The sequence below is a fragment of the Cupriavidus consociatus genome (assembly GCF_017814975.1).
GTDB lineage: Bacteria > Pseudomonadota > Gammaproteobacteria > Burkholderiales > Burkholderiaceae > Cupriavidus > Cupriavidus consociatus.
Genome location: NZ_JAGIQA010000012.1, coordinates 80,668 through 104,535 on the forward strand (window position 1 = coordinate 80,668; position 23,868 = coordinate 104,535).

A 23,868-nucleotide genomic window follows, 5' to 3' on the forward strand; every position below is an offset into this window, starting at 1 on the left:
GCGAGTGAAGGTTGGCCGCACCGAAAGTGACGTGTCGGAGTAGCATGGAGACCCGTGCCGGCCGGCCACGGCCGCCAGTCCTTCATCGCAGCAGGAACGCCCATGAACGCCCATACCGATGCGGCACAAGTGCCGCCCATGCCCCACGATGTCGTTGCCGCGCTGTGGCGCGATGCCGGCCTGCCCGACGAGGCACTGGCTCACCTGCGCCTGGACGGCGCCGAGCCGGTGCTGCCTTCAAGCTTTGCCGTGGGGACCGCGGCGCAGGCCAGCCTGGCCGCTTCCGCGCTGGCCGCCGCCACGCTGTGGCAATGCCGCAGCGGCCGCTGGCAGGACGTCAGCGTCGACATGCGCCACGCGATCACCGAGTTTCGCAGCGAGCGCTACCTGCGTGTAGACGGCGGTCCCGCGCCGGAGCTGTGGGACAAGATCGCCGGCGTCTACCGCTGCGGCGACGGACGCTGGGTCCGGCTGCACACCAATTTCCCGCATCACCGGGACGGCGTGCTGCGCTTGCTGGGCTGTGCCTATGACAAGGCGGCGGTGCAGGCGGCGCTGGAAAAATGGGAGGCCGAGACTTTCGAAACCGCCGCGTCCGACGCCGGCCTGGTGGTTGCCGCCCTGCGCAGCTTCGACGAATGGGACCGCCATCCGCAGGCCGCTGCGCTGCGCGGCCTGCCGCCGGTGACGCTGGAACGCATCGGCGATGCGCCGCCACAGCCATTATCACCGCCCGCACCGTCCGCATCCGCCGATGCGCGGCCGCTGTCTGGCGTGCGCGTGCTCGACTTCACCCGCATCATCGCCGGCCCTGTCGCCGGGCGCACGCTGGCCGCGCATGGTGCAGACGTGCTGCTTGTCACCGCCGCGCACCTGCCGTCGATCGCGCCGCTGGTGATCGACACCGGGCGCGGCAAGCGCAGCTGCCAGCTCGACCTGCGCGACCCCGACGACAAGCGCACGCTGCACAAGCTGCTGCACGGTGCGGACGTGATAGTGCAGGGCTACCGGCCCGGCGGCCTGGCCGAGCTGGGCGTGGGCCCGGAAGCCGCGGCGCGGGCGCGTCCGGGCATCGTCTATGTGTCGCTGAGCGCGTATGGCCACGTCGGACCGTGGGCACACAAGCGCGGCTTCGATTCGCTGGTGCAGACCGCCACCGGCTTCAACCAGGCCGAGGCCGAAGCGGCCGGCAGCGACACGCCGCGCCCGTTGCCGGCACAGGTGCTGGACCATGCCGCGGGCTACCTGCTGGCATTCGGTGCGATGGCCGCGCTGCACCGGCGCGCGGTGGAAGGCGGCAGCTGGCACGTGCGCGTGTCGCTGGCGCAGGTGGGGCAGTGGCTGCGCGGGCTGGGGCGGATGCCGGAAGGGCTGAAGGCGCCCGAGCAGAAGATCGACGATGTCGCTGACCGGCTCGAAGCCGTGCCGTCCGGCTTCGGCATGCTGACCGTGGTGCGCCACGCGGCGCAGCTGTCCGAGACGCCGGCGCGCTGGACGCTGCCGTCCGAGCCGCTCGGCACCCACGCGCCGGAGTGGCTGCCGCGTTAGTAAAGCGTGTTGCGCTGCCGCTCGGGCAGTTCGCGGTCGTAGGCGGCGCCGTCGATGGCGTTCTCGCTCAGCGTGGCCAGGATCTCGCCGTTGCTCGGCAGCGTCTGCCGCGCCACCTGCGCATCCTCGGCCCACAGGCGCGAGCGGATCAGCGCGCGGGCGCACTGGAAGAACACCGACTGCACCGTGACCACCAGCACCGTGGTCGGCGCCTTGCCGTCGACCACACAGCGCGCGATCAGCGCAGGGTCGACGCTGATCCGCGCGGTGCCGTTGACGCGGATGGTCTCGTTGACCCCGGGGATCACGAACAGCAGGCCCACGCGCGGATCGGCCACGATATTGCGCAGGCTGTCGATGCGGTTGTTGCCGCGCCGGTCGGGCAGCAGCAGCGTACGCTCGTCCAGCACCTGCACGAAACCGGGCGTGTCGCCCCGCGGCGAGCATTCGGCCCAGTCGGCGGCGACGGTCGACAGCAGGCAGAACGGTGCGGCCTCGATAAAGGCGCGGTAGTGCGGGTGCAGGTAGTCGATTTCCTTTGACAGCGACGGCGCCGCGGGCTGGGCGTAGAGCGCTTCCAGTTCGGCCAGGGAGGTGATGGCGTGCGAGGACATGGCGGATCGGGGCGATGTGCGGGGAGATTGGCGGGGCAAGCCGACAATGTAGCGCAGCCGGCAGGGCTGCGCAGGGCCCTCAGAGTGTCACGGTGCCGCGGCCGATCTCGAGCACGCGCCCGCCCACGCGGATCGCGCCGTCCGAGCCGACCGACAGGCGCAGCCGGCACGGGCGGCCGACGGCCTCGCCCTGGTCGATAATGTATTCCGCCGGCAGCGCGCGGCTGGTGGCGAGCAGCCAGCCACCCAGGTTGGCGCAGGCCGAGCCCGTGCCGGGATCCTCGGCCACGCCGCCGCCCTGCTTGGTGAAGAAATAGCGCGACAGTATGCCGCCCGGCTGCTCGGGATCGAGGGCGAACACGTACGCGGTCTTGCGGCCGAGGCTGCTCTGCGGCCAGATGTCGAGCCGCGCGCTGTCGGGATTGGCGCGCCGCACGGCATCGGTGCTGCGCACGGCCACCAGCAGCTGGTCGGCGCCGGTGTCGACCCACATCGGCGAAATCAGCAGGTCGCTTTCGTGCAGGCCGAGCAGGGCGGCCATGTCGGCATCGGGGAGGCCGGCCGGCGCGACCTTCGGCTCGCCGCTGTGCGGTGCGGTGAAGGTCCAGACATCGTCCTGCGCCGTCACGGGCACCACGCCGGCGAGGAATTCCAGTGTCAGCGCATCGCCGGTGCCGGCCAGTTCGCGGACCACGTGCGCGGTGCCCAGCGTGGGATGGCCGGCGAAACGCATCTCATAGCCGGGGGTGAAGATGCGAACCTTTGCGCTGGCGTTGTCGGACGGCAAGATAAAGGTGGTCTCCGACAGGTTGAACTGCAGCGCCAGCGCCTGCATGGTGGCCTCGTCCAGGCCGCGCGCGTCCTCGAACACGCACAGGGGATTGCCGCCGAAGGTGGATTCGGCAAAGACGTTGAGCAGGCGGAAGGCGTAGGTGGGCATGGTGCGGGCTCCGGAGACTTGTTGGTGCCAGTGTACGGAGCCGTCGCGCTGGCGCCATGCACAGTTGCCCCGATCGCGAGCGGGCCAGTTGCGCGATGCGGAGGCGATAGCAAAAACGCCCCTTTCGGGGCGTTCTGCATGTCGTTGGCAGCTCAGGCCGGCAGGTTCAGAACCCCACCGCCTGCCCGTCGCGCCGGCTGTCGCTGGCCGCTACGTACCCTTGCTCCGGATCGTCCGACAGGCGCCAGATGAACTGGCCCGAGCCAAAGTCCATGTAAGGATCGTCCACCGACTTCAACTGGTGCCCGCGCGCCTTCAGCCCCTCGACCGTGGCCGGATCCATCGTGCCTTCCACGTCCAGCGTGAAATCGCGGTTGACCTTCCAGCGCGGCGCGCAGCATGCGGCCTGCGGCTGCTGGTTGTAGTCCAGCATGCGCACCACCGTTTGCAGGTGGCCCTGCGGCTGCATGTCGCCGCCCATCACGCCGAAGCTCATCACCGGATGGCCGTCCTTGGTCAGGAAGGCCGGGATGATGGTGTGGAACGGGCGCTTGCCGCCGGCCACCACGTTGGCCGACCTGGGATCCATCGAGAAGCCGACGCCGCGGTTCTGCAGGCTGATGCCGGTACCCGGCACCACCACGCCCGAGCCGAAGCCCATGTAGTTCGACTGGATGAACGAGACCATCATGCCGTTCTCGTCGGCGGCGGTCAGGTAGATGGTGCCGCCCACCTTGGGCATGCCGAAGTTGAAATGCGTGGCGCGCTGCATGTCGATGAGTTTGGCGCGCGATTTCAGGTAGGCATCATCCAGCATTTGTTCCGGCGTGACCTCCATGCTGCGCGGGTCGGCCACGTAGCGGTACAGGTCGGCGAAGGCCAGCTTCATCGCTTCGATCTGCAGGTGCTGCGAATCAACGGAGTCGACCGGGATCGAGGCCATGTCGAACTGGCCGAGGATGCCCAGCGCAACCAGCGCGGCAATGCCCTGGCCGTTGGGCGGGATCTCGTGCAACTCGTAGCCGCGGTAGCTCTTGCTGATCGGCTTGACCCAGTCGGGACGGTAGTTGCGCAGGTCGTCCAGCGTCATCGCGCCGCCGCACTGCTTGCTGAACGCGGCGATCTTCTCGGCGATTTCGCCTTCGTAGTAGGCGCGGCCGCGCGTCTCGCCGATCTTGCGCAGCGTCTCGGCGGCGGCCTTCATCGTGAACTTCTCGCCGACCAGCGGCGCGCGGCCTTTGGGCATGAAGGTCTCGGCATAGCCCGGCTGGTCCTTCAGCTCGGGCACCGCGGCGGCCCACTTGTGCGCCACCACTGGCGGCACCGCGTAGCCGCGCTCGGCGATCTCGATGGCCGGTTCCATCAGGTCGGCGAAGGGCAGCTTGCCGAAGCGCTCATGCATCGCCGCCCAGCCCGCGATCACGCCGGGCACGGTGACCGAATCCCAGCCGCGGATCGGGCGGTTGGCCAGCCCGTTGGCGTCGGTGCCGTACTTGTTCTTGAAGTACTCCGGGTTCCAGGCGGCCGGGGCCACGCCGGAGGAGTTCAGGCCGTGCAGTTCCTTGCCGTCCCACAGGATGGCGAAGGCATCGCTGCCCAGGCCGCACGATACCGGCTCGACGATGGTGATGGCGGCCGCCGCGGCGATGGCGGCATCGACGGCATTGCCGCCCTTGAGCAGCATGCGCAGGCCGGCCTGAGCGGCCAGCGGGTGCGAGGTGGACACCACGTTGCGCGCAAACAGCGGGATGCGCACGGAGGGGTAGGGGTTGGTCCAGTTGAAATTCTGCATGGCTTTGTCTGTCGTTTCGGGAAGCGGCCGGGCGCCTGTCGGCGCCGGCCACATTGGCGCTCGCGACGCCGTTGTTCTGCCGGTTATTCTGCCGTGATCTTGCGATCCTTGATCAGCTTGCCCCAGCGCGCACTGTCCTTTTTCACCATGGCGGCAAACTGCGCCGGCGTGCCGCCGACCGGCTCGGCGCCCAGCTTGCCCAGGCGTTCCTTGACCTCGGGCGACTGGATGGCCTTGTTGAACTCGGCATTCAGGCGATTGACGATATCCGCTGGCATCCCCTTGGGCCCGTAGATGCCGAACCACGTATCGGACTCAAAGCCGGGCAGCCCCGATTCGCCGGCCGTGGGGATCTCCGGTGCCAGCGGCGAGCGCTTCGCGCTGGTCACCGCCAGCGCCTTGAGCTTGCCGTCCTTCACATGCGGCAGGCCCGAGACGATGCTGTCGAACAGCACCTGCACCTTGCCCGAGATCAGGTCGGGCACGGCCAGCGCGGTGCCGCGGTACGGGATATGGGTGATGAACACGCCGGCCTGTGCCTTGAACGCCTCGGCCGTCAGGTGCACCACGGTGCCATTGCCGCTGGAGGCGTAGTTGAGCTCGCCGGGGTGCTTCTTGGCGTAGTCGACGAGCTCGCGCACGTTCTTGACCGGCAAACTGTTAGGCACCACCAGCACGTTGGTGGCGATCGCCACCTGGCCGACCGGGGTGAAGTCGGTCTCGGTGTTGTACGGCAGGCGGGTGTTGATGTACGGGCCGATCGAGTGCGTGCTGGTGGTCGCGATCAGCAGCGTGTAGCCGTCCGGCGCGGCCTTGGCCGCCATGTCGGAGCCGATCGCGCCGCCGGCGCCCGGGCGGTTGTCCACCACGATCTGCTGCCCGATGTCGGTGCCGACCTTCTGCGCGATGGCGCGCGCCAGCAGGTCGGTCGCGCCGCTTGCCGGGAAGGGCACGATCAGGCGGATCGGCTTGCCGGGATAGTTGTCGGCCAGTGCGGGCGTGGCGGCCAGGAACATGCCGCAGGCAGCGGCGATGCCGGCAAGGCGCAGCCAGGATTTCATGCTTGTCTCCGGAGTCAGGCGAAAGGCGGGCAAGGAATTGATCGGATTGATGAGCCCGCTTAATTATTCCGTGCCGCCGGTCACAAAGAAAGCTAATATTTCTTGCCGATGACACAAGAAAAATTTAAGTATCGGCGCGGCCCTGCAACCTATCCGTACGTGCGGCGATGAGCACTATCCGATTCTTCCGTACCTTCGTTGCCGTTGCCGAACAAGGCTCCTTCGCCGCAGCCGCCGGCCAGGTGGCGCTGACCCAGGCGGCTGTCAGCCTGCAGATGCGCGCGCTGGAAAGCGAGCTGCGGCGCGAACTGTTCGACCGCAACGGCCGGGTCGCGGTGCTCAATGCCGATGGCCGGGCGCTGCTGCCGCAGGCGCGGCGCCTGCTCGCGCTGTACGACGAGATGCGACTGCCGCTGGCATCGGACCAGGCCATGGCTGGCGCCGTGGCCGTGGGCGCGGTGGTGTCGGTGATGGGCGGCCTGTCGCACGCGGTGGCCCGCATGAAGCGCACCTACCCGGCACTCGACGTGCGCCTCGTCGGCGCCAAGTCGATCGAGCTGGCGGCACAGGTCGAGGCCGGCGAACTCGATGCGGCGATCCTGGTGGAAGGTGCCTCGCGAATCCCCGGCACGCTGCGCTGGACGCCGCTGTACCAGGAGCCGCTGGTGGCGATCGCGGCGCGCGGCAGTCCCGGCCGTGACGCGCGCGAGGCGCTTGCCCAGAATCCCTACCTGCGCTTCGACCGCAGCCAGCGCACCGGCGTGCTGATCGAGCGCGCGCTACGCCGCGCGCACGTGAAGGTCAACGAGTTTCTGGAGCTGAACGCCATCGAGGCGCTGGTCGAGCTGGTGCGCCAGGAGGTGGGCGTGACCGTGGTGCCACTGCTGCGGCGCGCGCGCTGGCACGACGACGAGGCGCTGCGCATCCTGCCGCTGCTGGTCAACGGCGAGCCGGTCATGCGCCACATCGGCATGCTGGAGCGGCGCGACCACGGGCGCGGGCAGGTGACGGCAGCGGTGCGGGCGGCGTGCAGCGAATTGTTTGGCGCCTGATGCAGGTCGCGCCAGCGCTATAAGCGCGGTCTATCGGCCAGATAGACAGAATCGCATTCTCCTCGGGCCGGGCTGTGCATATATTTTGGTTGCGGACACCCGCCGCGGAGGTCAGACAGCGCGGCTTCGCCCTGCGCGCGCCCGGATCGTCACGCCGGTGCGCACTCGCGCGCGTCCGCGCACCGGCAGCAACCAGCCGGCTTGCGTTGCACGAAAATCCGGCGGGGTAGTGCCGGAGCGGGATCTTCGAAGTCAGGCAGCTGTCGGGCAATAACACGCAATCGAGCGACCGCTGACGCCGTCGCGGCAGGCGTATGCAGTACGTCCCCATAAGGAGAGAACGTATGTCCAACGAAGCAAAGTGTCCCTTCACGCATACCGCCGGCGGCGGTACAACCAATCGCGAGTGGTGGCCAAAGCAGTTGCGGCTCGACCTGCTCAGCCAGCATTCCGGCAAGTCCAACCCGCTGGGCCCGGACTTCAACTACCGCAAAGCGTTCAGGGATCTTGACCTGGCCGCGGTGAAGAAGGATCTCGCGGCGCTGATGACCGACTCGCAGGACTGGTGGCCGGCCGACTTCGGCCACTATGGGCCACTGTTTATCCGCATGGCGTGGCACGCCGCCGGCACCTATCGCATCGGCGATGGCCGCGGCGGCGCCGGGCGTGGCCAGCAGCGTTTCGCGCCGCTCAACAGCTGGCCGGACAACGTCAGCCTGGACAAGGCGCGCCGGCTGCTATGGCCGATCAAGCAGAAGTACGGCCAGAACATCTCGTGGGCCGACCTGCTGGTGCTGACCGGCAACGTTGCACTGGAGACCATGGGTTTCAAGACCTTTGGCTTCGGTGGTGGCCGCGAAGACACCTGGGAACCTGACGGCGACGTGTACTGGGGCGATGAAAAAACCTGGCTCGGCGGCGACGTGCGCTACGGCAAGGGTGCCGCGGGCAAGTACGACGACGCCGGCGTGCTGGTTGCCGACGAGGACATGCATGGCGCCGAGGCCAGCCGCACTGACCACGGCCGCCACCTGGAAAACCCGCTGGCCGCCGTGCAGATGGGCCTGATCTACGTGAACCCGGAAGGACCGGAAGGCAACCCGGACCCGCTTGCCGCGGCGCACGACATCCGCGAGACCTTCGCGCGCATGGCCATGGACGACGAGGAAACCGTCGCGCTGATCGCCGGCGGGCATGCCTTCGGCAAGACGCACGGTGCCGGACCGGCGGACAATGTCGGGGCCGAACCGGAAGGCGCGGATCTCGAACAACAGGGCCTGGGCTGGTCTAGCAGCTTCCAGACCGGCAAGGGCGCCGATAGCATCACCAGCGGGCTTGAGGTCACCTGGAGCAAGACGCCGACGCAGTGGGGCAACAGCTACCTGGAAAACCTGTTCGGCCATGACTGGGAGCCGACCAAGAGCCCTGCGGGCGCCAACCAGTGGGTGGCCAAGAATGGCGGCGAAACCATCCCGCATGCGTTCGATCCGTCGAAGAAGCTGCGTCCGACGATGCTGACCACGGACCTGTCGCTGCGCTTCGACCCCGTGTACGAGAAGATCTCGCGGCGTTTCCTCGAGCATCCCGACCAGCTCACTGAGGCCTTCGCCCGCGCCTGGTTCAAGCTGACCCACCGCGACATGGGACCGCGCGCGCGCTATCTCGGCCCGGAAGTTCCGAAGGAAGAACTGCTGTGGCAAGACCCGGTGCCGGAGGTCGACCATCCGCTGGTCAATGATCAGGATGTTGCCGCGCTGAAGCAAAAGGTGCTGGCGTCAGGCCTGCCGCTGTCGCAGCTGGTGCAGACCGCGTGGGCGTCGGCATCGAGCTTCCGCGGTTCGGACAAGCGGGGCGGCGCCAATGGCGCGCGCATCCGGCTGGCGCCGCAGAAGGACTGGGCCGCGAATGAGCCGGAACAACTGGGCAAGGTGCTCAAGCTCCTCGAAGGCATCCAGGCGGAATTCAATGGCGCGCAATCCGGCGGCAAGAAAATCTCGCTGGCGGACCTGATCGTGCTGGCAGGCGGCGCGGCCATCGAGCAGGCGGCGCAGAAAGCTGGCCACAAGGTTACCGTGCCGTTCTCGCCGGGCCGCACCGATGCGTCGCAGGAACAGACCGACGTGGACGTGATGGCCGCGCTCGAGCCGAAGGCGGACGGTTTCCGCAACTTCGTCAAGGCGAAGTACAGCATCCCGCCGGAGCACCTGCTGATCGACAAGGCGCAACTGCTGACGCTGACGGCGCCCGAGATGACGGCGCTGATCGGTGGCCTGCGCGTGCTGAACGTCCATACCGGGCCCGATGCACATGGCGTGTTCACCGACCGGCCGGAAACGCTGACCAACGACTACTTCCGCAACCTGCTCGACATGCGTCTGGAATGGAAGCCGCTGTCGGACGAGCGCGAGCTGTTCGAAGGGCGCGACCGCAAGACCGGCGACAAGAAGTGGACCGCCACGCGTGTCGACCTGGTGTTCGGTTCGCACTCGCAGTTGCGCGCGCTTTGCGAGGTCTACGCCAGCGAGGATGCGCAGGAAAAATTCGTCAGGGATTTCGTCGCGGCCTGGGCCAAGGTGATGAACCTCGACCGCTTCGACCTGCTGGATTGACCCCTGTTGCCTGAGCGGCAGCGCGGAACCCCGTTACGGTGCGATGCCGTGGCGGGGGCCCGAGCATGCGCGCCGTCATCAACGGGCAGCGCAAAAAAAGACGGCCGGCATGCGCCGGCCGCCACGGTGCAGCTTTGCCCTACATCATCCTGTGCGCGAAGTGTCCGCGCTTTGCATCGGCCATCAGTTCCATGAACTGGTCGGTGCTCATGTGCACCAGTTCCTGGTGGTCGCCAGCTTCGAAATAGACGTCCGCATGCGTCAGCAGGCTGTCGTCCAGCCAGGTCTGCGTGCCATACGCCATGGCGACCGGCGGGATCGCGCCGTGGTCGCAGTCCCTGAACACTTCGCGCACGCCATCCTCGTGCGCCAGCGACAGGTTGCGTCCGGTCTGCTCGCGGATCTCCGCCAGTCTCAGGTGGTGCGTGGAAGGAATCACCGCAGCGACATAGCCGCTGTCGTCTTCCAGCAGGACTGTCTTGGCCAGACGGTCTCCGGGAATGTGTGCAGCGTGTGCAGTGGCCATGCTGCTCAGGCTGTAAGGGTGCCGAACGGTGTCGAACTGGCTGTGCTTGGTGCTCAGGCATTTCGCCAGCGTATTAGCCATGGTCATGATCTCAAACCTCCGACGCGCTCATCGCGACAGTTGTCCGGGTGCTAATACTATAGGTCGCTGCGGGCCGGGTGGAGGCGTGTCGACGTGTCCATTCCCGGCAACAAAAAAAGGGCACCTTGCGGTGCCCTCAGTGTTGCATTGCGTGCCAGCCCGCAGGCTGGCGGCAAGTCCTGCTTATTCTTCCTGGAACGCTTCTTCGCGCTTGGCCTTGATCGACGGCATCGCCACGATGGCCACCAGCACGGCGGCGGCGATCAGCAGGCCCATCGACAGCGGACGCGTCACGAACACGCTGAAGTCACCACGCGACAGCAGCAGCGAGCGGCGGAAGTTCTCTTCCATCATCGGCCCCAGCACGAAGCCCAGCAGCAGCGGTGCCGGTTCGCAGCGCAGCTTCAGGAACAGGTAGCCGACCACGCCGAAGGCCGCGGTCTGGAACACGTCGAAGGTGGTGTTCTGGACCGAGTACACGCCGATGCAGCAGAAGGTCAGGATGGCCGGATACAGGTAGCGGTAAGGCACCTTCAGCAGCTTCACCCAGATGCCGATCAGCGGCAGGTTCAGCACGATCAGCATGAAGTTGCCGATCCACATCGAGGCGATCAGGCCCCAGAACAGCGCCGGGTTGCTCGACATCACCTGCGGGCCGGGCTGGATGTTGTGGATGGTCATCGCACCCACCATCAGCGCCATCACCGCGTTGGGCGGAATGCCCAGCGTCAGCAGCGGGATGAACGAGGTCTGCGCCGCGGCGTTGTTGGCCGATTCCGGACCGGCCACGCCTTCGATCGCGCCCTTGCCGAATTCCTGCGGGTACTTGGAGGTCTTCTTCTCCAGCGAGTACGCAGCGAACGAGGCCAGCGAAGCGCCGCCGCCCGGCAGGATGCCCAGCGCCGAACCCAGCACGGTGCCACGCAGCACGGCGGGGATCATGCGCTTGAAGTCAGCCTTGGTCGGGAACAGGTTGGTGATGTGGTCGGTGAAGGTCTCGCGGGCTTCCTTCTGCTCCAGGTTGGCGATGATTTCAGCAAAGCCGAAGATGCCCATTGCCACCGAGACGAAGTTCAGGCCGTCGGTCAGTTCCGGCACGTCGAACGAGAAGCGCGCGGCGCCCGAGTTGACGTCGGTACCCACCAGGCCCAGCAGCAGGCCCAGCACGATCATGGCGATCGCCTTGACCAGCGAACCCGAAGCCAGCACCACGGCGCCGATCAGGCCCAGCACCATCAGCGAGAAGTACTCGGCGGGGCCGAACTTGAACGCCAGTTCCGACAGCGGCGCGGCGAAGGCGGCCAGGATCAGGGTGGCCACGCAGCCGGCGAAGAACGAGCCCAGGCCCGCTGTCGCCAGCGCCACCCCCGCTCGCCCTCGTCTTGCCATCTGGTAGCCATCGATGGTTGTCACCACCGACGACGATTCACCCGGCAGGTTCACCAGGATGGCGGTGGTCGAACCGCCGTACTGGGCGCCGTAGTAGATGCCGGCCAGCATGATCAGCGCGGCCACCGGGGGCAGCGTGTAGGTCACCGGCAGCAGCATGGCGATGGTGGCCAGCGGCCCCAGGCCCGGCAGCACGCCGATCAGGGTACCCAGCACGCAGCCCAGGAAGGCGTAGGCCAGGTTCTGGAAGGTCAGGGCGGTGGAGAAGCCCAGGCCCAGGTTAGTGAGTAGTTCCATGTTGGCGGCCTCCTTAGCTTGCCAGGAAAGCCGGCCACACCGGCATCTGCAGGTTGATGCCGTACACGAACGCACCCAGGCTGATGATGACCAGGATGATCGAGTTGAGGATGGCGCCCTTCCAGCTGAACTCGTGGCTGGCCATCGACGACACCAGCACCAGCACCAGCACCGACAGCACCATGCCCAGCGGCTTCAGCAGCAGGCCGAACAGCACCACCGCACCGAGGATCCACAGCAACGTCTTGATGTCCCAGCGGGCCAGCTGATCCTCTTCCATCTTGGAAGACAGCGAACCCCACAGCACCAGCACGCCCAGCAGGGCGAGCACGATACCGAGCCAGAACGGGAAGTATCCCGGTCCCATTTTTGCGGCGGTTCCCATGGAATAGCCGCGTGCGACCCAGGAAAAGCCGAATCCGACCAGGATGAACATCAGGCCGGAGGCGAAGTCCTTTTGGCTACGTATGCGCAAAGTGAATCTCCTCGAAAAGACGCTTGAAATCTGCGGTTGACCCTTTGTTGCATCGCATCAATGCGGTCTGCAGCGAAGGGCCCTCCTGCGGGCAGGGTGGAAGTTAAGGGGGCGACCTTTCAGCTACCTTTCAGATGTCTGCAAACTGGGTCATGGTTCGGGTATCCCCTAGTGAGATGGCGCCTAAAAGGGCACTGGCGCGTTCCGCAAAGCCAGTCTGGAGGCGGGCTGGCGGGCGAGGCGGCAGGAGTGCTGCGCTATCATCTGGAGCAGCCCGCGCCTACGCACAATGGCTTTTCGCGCAGCACCGGCCTGAGAGCCTTGTAAGGTTTGAAAGGTTGCGGCAGGAGCCTCAACTTGACGCAAGGAGCCGTTTGGAAAGCATCGACCACGTCATCCTGATCGGCGGCATCGTGATGTCGCTGGGCATCGTGCTGGGGGCGTTCTCGGCACGCTTCGGCGTGCCGTTCCTGCTGGTGTTCCTGGCGGTCGGCATGCTGGCCGGCGTGGACGGCCCGGGCGGCATCCGCTTCAACGACACCTGGCTCAGCTTCCTGGTCGGCAACCTGGCGCTGGCGGTGATCCTGCTCGACGGCGGCCTGCGCACGCGCTTCGCCACCTTCCGCGTTGCGCTCAAGCCGTCGCTGTCGCTGGCGACCGTTGGCGTGCTGGTGACGGCGGGACTGGTGGGCGTGTTCGCGGCGTGGCTGCTCGGTATTGACTGGCGGCTCGGGCTGCTGCTCGGCGCCATTGTTGGCTCGACCGATGCGGCGGCGGTTTTCTCGATGCTGCACAGCAGCGGCATCCGCCTCAAGGACCGGGTCGCGAGCGTGCTGGAGATCGAGTCGGGCATCAACGACCCGATGGCGATTTTCCTGACGCTGACGCTGATCGAATGGATCACCGCACCCGGGGGGCTGACGCCGCTGGGTCTGGTGACGAGGCTGCTGGTGCAGTTCGGCGTGGGCGGTGCGCTCGGGTTGGCGCTGGGATATTGCCTGGCGCATGTGCTGGAGCGCATCCACGTGGCCGAAGGCCTGCAGGCGATTCTGCTGTGCGCAGGCGGGGCCATGGTGTTCGCGCTGGTGCAGACCGCCGGCGGCAGCGGCTTTCTGGCGGTGTACCTGACCGGCATGCTGATCGGCAACCGCGAGCGCGCCGTCACCGCCGACGTCATGCGCGCAATGGACGGCATGGCCTGGCTGGCGCAGTCGGCGATGTTCCTGCTGCTGGGCCTGCTGGTGGCGCCGCACCGGATCCTGGAAGTGGCCGGGCCCGCGGTGGCGGTCGCCGCGTTCCTGATGTTGGTGGCGCGCCCGGTGGCGGTATGGGTGGCGCTGCTGCCGTTCCGCTTCAATGCGCGCGAGATGGGCTTTATCGCGTGGATGGGCCTGCGCGGCGCGGTGCCGATCGTGCTGGCGCTGTTCCCGCTGCTGCGCCAGGCGCCCGAGGCCGGCTTGCTGTTCCGCATCGCTTTTGCCGTGGTGCTGACCAGCCTGCTGTTCCAGGGCACCACCGTGTCGGTCGCGGCGCGGCTGGCGCGCGTGCGCCGGCCCGGCTATCCGGAGCCGGTGGCGCGTTCGCGGTTGCGCGGTACGCGCGCGCCGATCCTGGAGGTGATGCAGTTCTGCGTGGGGCCGAATGCGCCCGTGGAAAACGTGCGCGCCGACCAGCTCGAGCTGCCGCCGCGCAGCCGCCTGCTGACGGTGGCGCGCGACGACGCGCTGGCTGAGCCGGGCCAGACCGTATTGCGCGCTGGCGACTCCGTCTGCGTGCTGGGGCCGACCATTTCATTGCCGATGCTGTCGGCGCTGTTCCAGACGCCGGGCCGGGCGCCCACCTGGGAGGAGGTGTCGCACGATTTCCTGCTATCGGGCGATGCACCGCTGCGCGACGTGGCCGCGCTCTATGGCATGCGCGAGCTGACACCGGAGGAAGAGCCGCTGACGCTGGAAAAGGCGATGCAGCGCGTGTTCACGTCGCCGCCGGTGGAGGGCGACAGCGTCGAGATCGCGGGGCTGCCGCTGACGGTAACGCGGATGGAGGGCGCGGAGATCGTGCAGGTGGGGTTGCTGCTGCCGCGGCTGGAGGGGGATTCCGGCGGGAAGCTGTGGGTGCGGCGGCGCAGGGAGGAAGCGCGCCGCGAGCGCGTTTGACCGCGCCAGTTTGCTCCCCTCTCCCGCGTGCGGGAGAGGGGCAGGGGGTGAGGGCAGGAGGGTCAAAGGCTGAGGGCGGTGGGTTAAAGCCGTTGGCCTTGCTGGATGTGGTTCCTAGCTGAACCGCCCCTCACCCCAACCCTCTCCCCTTAGGGGAGAGGGAGAACACCTTGCTTGGGCCAGCTCGATCGGCCTGGGAGCACCCCAAACCGTTGGCGCCGCGAGTGCTTGTCCTTAGTCGACCTTGGCCCCCGATACCTTCACGATCTGGGCATACTTCTTCAGTTCCTTCTGGATCAGCGCCGCGAACTGCTCCGGCGTGGTCGGCGCCGGCTGTGCGCCGATGCGGGCCAGGCGCGCCTTCATGTCGTCCGTCTTCAGGATCGCCACGATCTCGTGGTTCAGCTTCTCCACAATGTCGCGCGGCGTATTGGCCGGCGCGAACACGCCGAACCAGGTCGAGATATCGAAGCCTTCCAGCCCCAGCCCCTTGCCGGCCTCGGCAATGGTCGGCAGTTCGGGGAATGCCGCCGCGCGGCCGGCGGTGGTCACGGCGAAGGCCTTGAGCTTGCCTGCCTTGATATTGGCCGACGCCGAAGCGAGGTTGTCGAAGATCAGGTCGGTCTGGCCCGACAGCACCGACAGCTGCGCGGGCGACGCGCCGTTGTAGGGGATATGGACCATGCTGATCTTCGCCATGCTCTTGAACAGCTCGCCCGACAGGTGCCCGGCGCTGCCGTTGCCGCCCGAGGCATAGTCAAGCTTGCCCGGATTCTTGCGTGCGTAGGCAACCAGGTCGCGCACATTGTCGATGCGCAGCTCGGCGGCCTTGCCGGGGTGCATCACCAGCACGTTGGGCACGTCGGCGACCAGCGTGATCGGCGCGAAGTCCTTGACCGGGTCATACGGCATCTTGCTGAACAGCGTCGGGTTGATGGCATGCGTGGCCACCGCGCCCATGACGATGGTGTAGCCGTCGGCCGGCTGCTTGGCGACGTAGTCCGCGCCCAGGTTGCCGCCGGCGCCCGGCTTGTTTTCCACCACCACGGGCTGGCCCAGGCTGTCGCGCAGCTTGTCGCCGATGGCGCGCGCCACGGTGTCGAGCGGGCCGCCGGCGGGATAGGGCACCACGAAGCGGACGGGCTTGGTGGGGTAGGCGTTGGTGGCCGCGCCGGCGGCGGCGGGCATCAGCGCCGCGGTCAGCGCGGCGGCAAGCAGTTTCTTCAGCATGTTGCGGATGACAGAGGGATTGGGATTCTTAGCGGGCCCCGATGCCGCGCGCCATCATCACGGCGCACAGCGGCAGCAGGATCACCAGGTGCGATTCGATCATGACCCAGCGCCGCGCCGCCTTGATCTCGGACGGCGGCGGCACGTAATCGGGCAGCCTGCGCGCCTGCTTGCGCCAGCGCGCGATGGCAAAGGTCGGCGGCAGCGAGCACAGCGCGATCAGCACGAACACGCCCATCTTGGCGTGGAACCACGGGTTGTGCAGGTAGAAGTCGACGCCCTTGGCGCCGTAGAACAGGCGCAGCAGGCCGGTCGCCAGCGCCAGCATCGCCGACAGGAAATAGAACAGGTCGTACAGCGACAGGCGCCGCACGGTGGCCGGGCTGAGGTCCGGGCGCAGCGCCACGGCCTCGGCGGCCATCAGCGTGATCAGGACAAAGATCGCAAGGAAATGCAGGAAGGCCAGGATGGCGTCGGTCAGCATGGGTTCTCCTTTGCTTTGCGCCGGGCCCGCGCGGGTGGCGCGGCCCCGGGGAAAGTACTTCAGTGGGGACTGAACTTCCGGAAAGCACCTGCGCCGCGCCTGGACCATCTGGCCTGCCGCAGGCAGGAGGAGAATCTTACAGCACACCTTTTGCACGAAGTGCGGCGATCTGCCCGGCGCTGTATCCCAGGGTGTCCGCCAGCACCGTGTCGGTGTGCTCGCCCAGCAGTGGCGGATGCCGCAGCGCCTGCGGCGGCGTCGCGCTCATCTTGATCGGGCTGCCGACCAGCTTGACCTCGCCGGCGCTCGGGTGCGGCAGGTCCACGCGCAGGCCGCGCGCCTTGACCTGGTCGTCCTCGAACACGTCGTCGAGCGTGTTGATGGGGCCGCACGGCACGCCCGCTGCCTCCAGGTCGCGGATCCATTGCGCGCGGGTGCGCGGGCGCACCATCTCGGCCAGGATCGGCACCAGGATGTCGCGGTTGGCCACGCGCTGCGGGTTCCTGGCGAAGCGCGGGTCATCGGCCAGCTCGGGCCGGCCGCCGTCGGTGACGAACTTGCGGAACTGCCCGTCGTTGCCCACCGCGACGATGATCCAGCCGTCGGCGGCCTGGAAGGTCTGGTAGGGCACGATATTGGGGTGCGCATTGCCCCAGCGGCGCGGTGCCTCGCCGCTGGCCAGGTAGTTGGTGTTCATGTTGGCGAGCATGGCCACCTGTACGTCGAGCAGCGCCATGTCGATGTACTGGCCCTCGCCGGTGCGGTCGCGGTGCGCCAGCGCCGCCAGCACGGCGATGGTGGCGTACTGGCCCGTCATCAGGTCGGAAATCGCCACGCCGGCCTTCTGCGGGCCGCCGCCGGGCAGGTCGTCGCGCTCGCCGGTCAGGCTCATGAAGCCGCCCATGCCCTGGATGATGAAGTCATAGCCGGGGCGCGCGGCGTACGGGCCGGTCTGGCCGAAGCCGGTGACCGAGCAGTAGATCAGGTCGGGCCTGACCTGCCTGAGGGAGTCGTAGTCCAGGCCATATTTCTTCAGCTGCCCGACCTTGTAGTTCTCCAGCACCACGTCGCTCTGCGCGGCCAGGTCGCGCACGATCTGCTGGCCCTCGGGCGTGCTGATGTCGCAGGTGACAGAGCGCTTGTTGCGGTTGGCGGCCAGGTAGTAGGCGGCCTCGGCGGTGTCGCGGCCGTCTTCGTCCTTGAGCCAGGGCGGGCCCCAGGTGCGGGTGTCGTCGCCGGCGCCGGGGCGCTCGATCTTGATCACATCGGCGCCGAAGTCGGCAAGGTTCTGGGCGCACCAGGGACCGGCGAGGACGCGGGTCAGGTCGAGCACGCGGAGATGGCTTAAAGCTCCCATGGCGATAGAAGAAATTCTGAGGTGGTGCGGGGAAGGATCGGAAAACCGGCTGCCGGCGCCGCGGGGGGCCGGCGCGGGGTGCCTGCACTGTATCACCCGGGCCCGGCGAGGCAAGCCGCAGGGTGATGCTAAGGCCACTTCTTGATATTTGATTTGGGCGATAGCCGGCCGCTGCCGGGGCGTGGCGCCTGCACTGCCCGGCATGTCCTGTTGGGACTGGCTTGCCCGTATAATCAACGGTTTGCAAATCCAAAACTGACTCGTCGCGCCCGGCCCAGCCGCAGCAGCGTCCGCCATCCCATGAAAGTCTCAGACATTCGCAGCAAGTTCCTCCAGTTCTTCGAATCGAAGGGCCATACCGTGGTCCGCTCGTCCAGCCTGGTGCCGGCGAACGACCCGACGCTGCTGTTCACCAATTCCGGCATGGTGCAGTTCAAGGACGTGTTCCTGGGCACCGACAAGCGCCCGTACACCCGCGCGACCTCGTCGCAGCGTTCGGTACGCGCCGGCGGCAAGCACAACGACCTGGAGAACGTGGGCTACACCGCGCGCCACCACACGTTCTTCGAGATGCTGGGCAATTTCTCGTTTGGTGACTACTTCAAGCGCGAAGCCATCCAGTACGCCTGGGAACTGCTGACCAAGACCTACCAGCTGCCGGCGGAGAAGCTGTGGGTGACGGTCTACGCGGAAGACGACGAGGCCTACGACATCTGGGCCAGGGAAGTGGGCGTGCCGACCGAGCGCATCGTGCGCATCGGCGACAACAAGGGCGCGCGCTACGCGTCGGACAACTTCTGGCAGATGGCCGACACCGGCCCGTGCGGCCCGTGCTCGGAAATCTTCTACGACCACGGCCCGGACGTGTGGGGCGGCCCGCCGGGATCGCCGGAGGAAGACGGCGACCGCTACATCGAGATCTGGAACCTGGTGTTCATGCAGTTCAACCGTGACGAGCAGGGCAACATGACGCCGCTGCCCAAGCCGTGCGTGGACACCGGCATGGGCCTGGAGCGCATCGCCGCGGTGCTGCAGCACGTGCACAGCAACTATGAGATCGACCTGTTCCAGGCGCTGATCAAGGCCGCTGCGCGCGAAACGCATATCGACAACCTGAACCAGAACTCGCTGAAGGTCATTGCCGACCATATCCGCGCGTGCTCGTTCCTGATCGTCGACGGCGTGATCCCCGGCAACGAAGGCCGCGGCTACGTGCTGCGCCGCATCGTGCGCCGCGCCATCCGCCACGGCTACAAGCTGGGCCAGAAGACCCCGTTCTTCCACAAGCTGGTGCCGGACCTGGTCGCGCAGATGGGCGAGGCCTATCCGGAACTGGCCGAAGCGCAGTCGCGCGTGACCGAAGTGCTGAAGGCCGAAGAAGAGCGCTTCTTCGAGACCATCGAGAACGGCATGTCGATCCTGGATGCTGCGCTGGCCGAGCTGAAGCTCAAGGGCGGCAAGACGCTGGATGGCGAACTGGCCTTCAAGCTGCACGACACCTTCGGCTTCCCGCTGGACCTGACGCAGGACGTGTGCCGCGAGCAGGAAATCGGCGTGGATGAAGCCGCCTTCGACGCCGCCATGAGCCGCCAGCGCGAGCAGGCGCGTGCCGCCGGCAAGTTCAAGATGGCTGCCGGCCTGGAGTACACGGGCGACAAGACCGTGTTCCATGGCTATGAAAAGCTGGAACTGCCGCAGGCAACGGTCACCGCGCTGTATGTGGATGGCGCCGCCGTAGACGCCATGCAGCCGGGCCAGACCGGCGTGGTGGTGCTTGACAACACCCCGTTCTATGCGGAATCCGGCGGCCAGGCCGGCGACCAGGGCGTGCTGAAGGCCGCGAATGGCAATGGTGCCGTGTTTGCCGTGGCCGACACCACCAAGGTCCAGGCCGACGTGTTCGGTCACCAGGGCACGCTGGCAGGCGGCGCGCTGAAGGTGGGCGACACCGTGCAGCCTCAGGTCGACGCGCTGCGCCGCGCGCGCACCGTGCGCAACCACTCGGCCACCCACCTGATGCACAAGGCCCTGCGCGAGGTGCTGGGCTCGCACGTGCAGCAGAAGGGCTCGCTGGTGGATGCGGACAAGACCCGCTTCGACTTCTCGCACAACGCCGCGCTGACCGAAGACCAGATCCGCCGGGTCGAAGAGATCGTCAACGCCGAGATCCTGCGCAACGACGATACGCACGCAGAGATCATGCCGTTCGACGATGCCGTCAAGAGCGGCGCGATGGCACTGTTCGGCGAGAAGTACGCCGACGACGTGCGCGTGCTGTCGATCGGCACCTCGAAGGAACTGTGCGGCGGCACCCACGTGCACCGCACCGGCGACATCGGCCTGTTCAAGATCGTGGTGGAAGGCGGCGTGGCCGCCGGCATCCGCCGCGTGGAAGCGATCACCGGCGACAACGCGCTGCACTACCTGCAGAACCTGGATGCCAGGCTGAACGAAGCCGCCGCCGTGCTGAAGGCCCAGCCTTCGGAGCTGGTGCCGCGTATCGGCCAGGTGCAGGACCAGGTGCGCGCGCTGGAGAAGGAACTGGAGCGCCTGAAGAGCAAGCTGGCGGCTTCGCAGGGCGATGAGCTGGCGGCGCAGGCCGTCGACATCAAGGGCCTGAAAGTGCTGGCTGCCCAGCTCGACGGCGCCGACGTCAAGACGCTGCGCGAGACCATGGACAAGCTCAAGGACAAGCTGCAGAGCGCGGCGATCGTGCTGGCGGCCGTGGCCGACGGCAAGGTCAGCCTGATCGCCGGCGTCACCGCCGATGCGACCGGCAAGGTCAAGGCCGGCGAGCTGGTCAACTTTGTCGCCCAGCAGGTAGGCGGCAAGGGCGGCGGCCGTCCGGACATGGCGCAGGCTGGCGGCACCGACCCGGCCAAGCTGCCGCAGGCGCTGGCGGGTGTCAGCGAGTGGGTGGCGGCGAAGGTCTGATGGCCTGACCGTACCGCAAGCCGATGAAGAGGGGCGCCAGTGGCGCCCCTTCTGCTTTCCTACTTCTCGGTGTTGCCCGTGGCACTCCGCAGCGTCGTCAACAAATCCATCGGCAACGGAAACACGATCGTCGAGCTCTTGTCCCCGGCGATCTGCGTCAGCGTCTGCATATAGCGCAGCTGCATCGCCTGCGGCTGCCGCGCCAGCATCTGTGCCGCTTCCAGCAGTTTCTCGGATGCCTGCAGCTCGCCCTCGGCGTGGATCACCTTGGCGCGCCGCTCGCGCTCGGCTTCGGCCTGCCGCGCGATCGCGCGCACCATCGACTCGTTCAGGTCGACGTGCTTGATCTCGACGTTCGAGACCTTGATCCCCCACGCATCGGTCTGCGCATCCAGCACCTTCTGGATATCGAGGTTGAGCTTTTCCCGTTCGGCCAGCATCTCGTCCAGTTCGTGCTTGCCGAGCACCGCACGCAGTGTGGTCTGTGCAAGCTGGCTGGTGGCCTCCAGGAAGTTCGCCACCTGGATGATCGCCAGCTCCGGATCAACCACGCGGAAATACACCACCGCGTTCACCTTGACCGACACGTTGTCGTGCGAGATCACGTCCTGCGGCGGCACGTCCATCACCACCGTGCGCAGGTCCACCCGCACCATCTGCTGCACGGCGGGAATGATCAGCACCAGGCCCGGACCCTTCACCTTCCAGAAGCGGCCGAGCATGAAGACCACGCCGCGTTCGTACTCGCGCAGCACGCGGAACGACGTGATGATGAGCAGCGCCACCAGGAAGATCAATCCGCCGAAGCTGAATCCGAATGCCATGTTCACGCTCCCTTTTTTGGAGTCGGTTGAGCAGCAGAGGGCGCGGCAACCACTTCGAGCACCAGCCCGTGCCGCGCGGTAACCACCACCGGCGTGCCGCGCGCCAGCGGACTCGCGCTGCGCACGCGCCAGCGTTCGCCGCGCACCGAGGCCCAGCCTTCCTGGCCGGGTGCGTCAGGCACGTCGTCGAGCAGTTCGCCGCAGCTGCCGACCAGCGTGTCGGCGCCGCTGACCACCGGCCGCCTGCGCGAGCGCAGCAGCAGCGCCGACATGCCGAACACGAACACCGCTGACATCGCCGACAGCGCCGCCACCATCGACAGCGGCACGCCGAAGCCCGGCATGTCGGTGTCGATCAGCATCACCGCGCCGAAGGCAAAGGCGATGATGCCGCCGACGCCCAGCGCGCCGAAGGTCGGCAGGAACAGCTCGGCGACCATGCAGCCGATGCCGAGCACCACCAGCGCCAGCCCGGCATAGTTGACCGGCAGCATGTGCAGCGCGAACAGCGCCAGCAGCAGGCAGATCGCGCCGACGATGCCGGGCACCACCATGCCCGGCGTGGAGAACTCGAAGATCAGCGCGTAGATGCCGATCATCATCAGCATCAGCGCCACGCTGGGCTCGGTGATGACGGCCAGGAAGCGGTTGCGCCAGTCAGGTTCCAGCGTCACCACCGGCGCATCGCGCGTGCGTAGTTCGCTGGCCTTGCCGCCGGCGGTGGCCAGCTTGCGGCCTTCGACCTGGCGCAGCAGCGCCGGCAGGTCTGGCGCGACCACGTCGATCACTTTCTGCGCCAGTGCTTCGTCGGCCGACAGGCTGACGGCTTCGCGCACGGCGCGCTCGGCCCATTCGACATTGCGCCCGCGCAACTGGGCCAGGCCGCGGATATAGGCCGAGGCATCGTGCATCTGCTTGCGGGCCATGGTGTCGGCCGCGGCAGGTTCGCTGGAGGGCGCCGAGGCGGGCGTCGCGCCCGGCAGGGCGTCCGGCTTCTGCGGCCCGCCGATGCCGATCTGCACCGGGCTGGCCGCGCCCAGGTTGGTGCCCGGCGCCATGGCCGCGATGTGGCTGGCGTAGAGGATGTAGGTGCCCGCGCTGGCCGCGCGTGCGCCGCCCGGATAGACGTAGCTGGCCACCGGCACCGGTGACGCCAGGACCGCCTGGATGATCTCGCGCATCGAGGCATCGAGCCCGCCCGGCGTGTCCATCTGCAGTACCACCAGCTGCGCGCCAGCCTCGCGGGCGCGCGCCATGCCGCGCAGGATAAAGCTCGCGCTGGCCGGGCTGACCGCGCCTTTGAGCGGGATCACGTAGACCGGCGCGGTGGCCGTGGCGGCGGGCGCAGGAGCGGAGGCGGGTGCGGCCCGCGCAAGCAGGGCGGCGAAGCCGACGGCCAGTGCAGCGCTGCATGCCACCACCAGGGCGGCCAGCAGCCGAATCGCCCACATGGGCGCGGTGACAGGTTTCATCGCAAGGGCGGGGCACGCAGGGTGCCGGGGTGGCGCCACTTTCAGTGTAGGCCACCGGGCACATCTTGTATGGCGGCGATGCTGCCGGTGTGCCGGCCCGACCGCTCAGGCGGCCAGTTCGGCCTCGCCCCGCGGCCCGGGCGCGTGCGCCCGCAGCATATCGACCAGCGCATGCAGCGCGGCGCCGGCCATGGCCGGATGCCAGGCCAGCATGGTGCGCACGCGGCCGGCGCGCCCCAGGCTGTGCTGGCTGATGGCGGGCAGGTCCCGGTACAGGCTGAGCACCGAACGCGGCACGATCGCGGCGCCGATGCCGGCCGCGGCACAGGCGACGATGGCATGGTAGGAGCCCAGCTCCAGCACGCGCGGCGGCGGCGCGGCTTCGCCGCCGGCATACCAGGCCTCGACCCGCGCGCGGTAGTTGCAGCCGGGCTCGAACGCCAGCAGCGTCGGCACTTCCAGGTCGGAGGAGGCGTGGATCGGGCGATGGCCCGCACGCGCGATCACCACCAGCTCTTCCTCGAAGGCAGGAATGGCCGCCAGTCCGGGCTCGGAAAGCGGCTCGGCGACAAAAGCGCAATCGACCTCGAAGCGCGCCAGCGCATCGAGCGCCTGCCGTGTCGCCAGCGTTACCAGCTCCAGCTGTACTTCCGGCCATGCCTGGTGGTACGCCGCCAGCACATTGGGCAGCCGGCTGGCCGCGGTGCTTTCCATCGAGGCGATGCGCAGGCGGCCGCTGGGACGCGCCGGCAGCACCGCCTGGCGTGCTTCCTCGGTCAGCTGCAGGATGCGGCAGGCGTAGTCGAACAAGGTCTGTCCCGCCGGCGTCAGCACCATGCGCCGGCCATCGCGCACGAACAGCTCGACACCGAGCGACTGCTCAAGCTGGCGGATGCGGGTGGTGACGTTTGACTGCACGCGGTGCAGCCGCTCGGCCGCGCGGGTGATACCGCCGGCTTCGACGACGGCACGGAAGATTTCAAGTGCGGCAAGGTCCATGGCCAGCGGCTCCGGTGCGTGAATCCGA

At 67.6% G+C, this 23,868-nt stretch carries 18 protein-coding genes; 5 read left to right on the forward strand and 13 right to left on the reverse strand.

The window, feature by feature from the left end; all coding sequences use genetic code 11:
* Window positions 1-102 precede the first annotated feature (102 nt).
* A complete protein-coding gene (locus J8I82_RS17770) occupies window positions 103-1,548 on the forward strand; it encodes a CoA transferase (protein WP_209759792.1) in 1,446 nt (481 codons plus the stop codon).
* Here J8I82_RS17770 and J8I82_RS17775 read toward each other — a convergent pair.
* The 4 genes from J8I82_RS17775 to J8I82_RS17790 all read right to left on the reverse strand — a co-directional run bounded on the left by J8I82_RS17775 (window position 1,545) and on the right by J8I82_RS17790 (window position 5,955).
* Window positions 1,545-2,162: a pyridoxamine 5'-phosphate oxidase family protein gene (locus J8I82_RS17775; RefSeq protein ID WP_209759795.1), complete on the reverse strand. Its 618-nt coding sequence runs from the start codon at window positions 2,160-2,162 to the stop codon at window positions 1,545-1,547. The two genes, J8I82_RS17770 and J8I82_RS17775, sit on opposite strands and share 4 nt — an antisense overlap.
* A gap of 79 nt (window positions 2,163-2,241) precedes the next feature.
* Entirely contained in the window at window positions 2,242-3,102 is an 861-nt protein-coding gene (locus tag J8I82_RS17780; protein ID WP_209759797.1) for a PhzF family phenazine biosynthesis protein, read from the reverse strand.
* 166 nt (window positions 3,103-3,268) lie between these two features.
* Window positions 3,269-4,894: a gamma-glutamyltransferase gene (gene ggt / locus J8I82_RS17785; RefSeq protein WP_209759798.1), complete on the reverse strand. Its 1,626-nt coding sequence runs from the start codon at window positions 4,892-4,894 to the stop codon at window positions 3,269-3,271.
* A gap of 83 nt (window positions 4,895-4,977) precedes the next feature.
* Window positions 4,978-5,955, reverse strand: a complete 978-nt coding sequence (locus J8I82_RS17790) for a Bug family tripartite tricarboxylate transporter substrate binding protein (protein WP_209759800.1) — start codon at window positions 5,953-5,955, stop codon at window positions 4,978-4,980.
* A gap of 167 nt (window positions 5,956-6,122) precedes the next feature.
* On the opposite strand from J8I82_RS17790, the gene J8I82_RS17795 reads away from it, so the two are divergent.
* The gene (locus J8I82_RS17795; protein WP_209759802.1) at window positions 6,123-7,007 is read left to right on the forward strand and encodes a LysR substrate-binding domain-containing protein; all 885 of its coding nucleotides are present in this window, start codon (window positions 6,123-6,125) and stop codon (window positions 7,005-7,007) included.
* A gap of 344 nt (window positions 7,008-7,351) precedes the next feature.
* Complete coding sequence (katG, locus tag J8I82_RS17800) at window positions 7,352-9,616, forward strand: catalase/peroxidase HPI (protein WP_209759804.1); 2,265 nt, start codon at window positions 7,352-7,354, stop codon at window positions 9,614-9,616.
* Between the two features lie 139 nt (window positions 9,617-9,755).
* Here the strand turns inward: katG and J8I82_RS17805 are convergent, their stop codons facing one another.
* The 3 genes from J8I82_RS17805 to J8I82_RS17815 all read right to left on the reverse strand — a co-directional run bounded on the left by J8I82_RS17805 (window position 9,756) and on the right by J8I82_RS17815 (window position 12,384).
* On the reverse strand, window positions 9,756-10,229 hold the full coding sequence (locus tag J8I82_RS17805) for an aminoacyl-tRNA deacylase (RefSeq protein WP_209759806.1): 474 nt from the start codon (window positions 10,227-10,229) through the stop codon (window positions 9,756-9,758).
* Window positions 10,230-10,406: 177 nt separating this feature from the next.
* Window positions 10,407-11,909 (reverse strand): tripartite tricarboxylate transporter permease, encoded by a 1,503-nt coding sequence (locus J8I82_RS17810; RefSeq protein WP_209759808.1) that lies wholly within the window; start codon window positions 11,907-11,909, stop codon window positions 10,407-10,409.
* Window positions 11,910-11,922: 13 nt separating this feature from the next.
* Entirely contained in the window at window positions 11,923-12,384 is a 462-nt protein-coding gene (locus J8I82_RS17815) for a tripartite tricarboxylate transporter TctB family protein (protein WP_209759810.1), read from the reverse strand.
* A gap of 374 nt (window positions 12,385-12,758) precedes the next feature.
* Between J8I82_RS17815 and J8I82_RS17820 the strand changes: the two genes are divergently transcribed.
* Window positions 12,759-14,540, forward strand: a complete 1,782-nt coding sequence (locus J8I82_RS17820) for a potassium/proton antiporter (protein WP_209759812.1) — start codon at window positions 12,759-12,761, stop codon at window positions 14,538-14,540.
* 234 nt (window positions 14,541-14,774) lie between these two features.
* On the opposite strand, the gene J8I82_RS17825 is transcribed toward J8I82_RS17820, so the two are convergent.
* The 3 genes from J8I82_RS17825 to J8I82_RS17835 all read right to left on the reverse strand — a co-directional run bounded on the left by J8I82_RS17825 (window position 14,775) and on the right by J8I82_RS17835 (window position 17,611).
* Entirely contained in the window at window positions 14,775-15,770 is a 996-nt protein-coding gene (locus J8I82_RS17825) for a tripartite tricarboxylate transporter substrate binding protein (RefSeq protein WP_209759814.1), read from the reverse strand.
* A gap of 28 nt (window positions 15,771-15,798) precedes the next feature.
* Window positions 15,799-16,254 (reverse strand): DUF2214 family protein, encoded by a 456-nt coding sequence (locus J8I82_RS17830; RefSeq protein ID WP_209759816.1) that lies wholly within the window; start codon window positions 16,252-16,254, stop codon window positions 15,799-15,801.
* A 136-nt stretch (window positions 16,255-16,390) separates the two neighbouring features.
* The gene (locus J8I82_RS17835; RefSeq protein WP_209759818.1) at window positions 16,391-17,611 is read right to left on the reverse strand and encodes a CaiB/BaiF CoA transferase family protein; all 1,221 of its coding nucleotides are present in this window, start codon (window positions 17,609-17,611) and stop codon (window positions 16,391-16,393) included.
* Between the two features lie 300 nt (window positions 17,612-17,911).
* Between J8I82_RS17835 and alaS the strand changes: the two genes are divergently transcribed.
* Window positions 17,912-20,545 (forward strand): alanine--tRNA ligase, encoded by a 2,634-nt coding sequence (gene alaS / locus J8I82_RS17840; RefSeq protein ID WP_209759820.1) that lies wholly within the window; start codon window positions 17,912-17,914, stop codon window positions 20,543-20,545.
* A 59-nt stretch (window positions 20,546-20,604) separates the two neighbouring features.
* Here alaS and J8I82_RS17845 read toward each other — a convergent pair whose 3' ends face one another.
* The 3 genes from J8I82_RS17845 to J8I82_RS17855 form a co-directional block, all read right to left on the reverse strand.
* Entirely contained in the window at window positions 20,605-21,369 is a 765-nt protein-coding gene (locus J8I82_RS17845; RefSeq protein ID WP_209759823.1) for a slipin family protein, read from the reverse strand.
* Between the two features lie 2 nt (window positions 21,370-21,371).
* Complete coding sequence (locus tag J8I82_RS17850) at window positions 21,372-22,841, reverse strand: NfeD family protein (RefSeq protein WP_209759825.1); 1,470 nt, start codon at window positions 22,839-22,841, stop codon at window positions 21,372-21,374.
* 105 nt (window positions 22,842-22,946) lie between these two features.
* A complete protein-coding gene (locus J8I82_RS17855; RefSeq protein ID WP_209759827.1) occupies window positions 22,947-23,840 on the reverse strand; it encodes a LysR family transcriptional regulator in 894 nt (297 codons plus the stop codon).
* Window positions 23,841-23,868 lie beyond the last annotated feature (28 nt).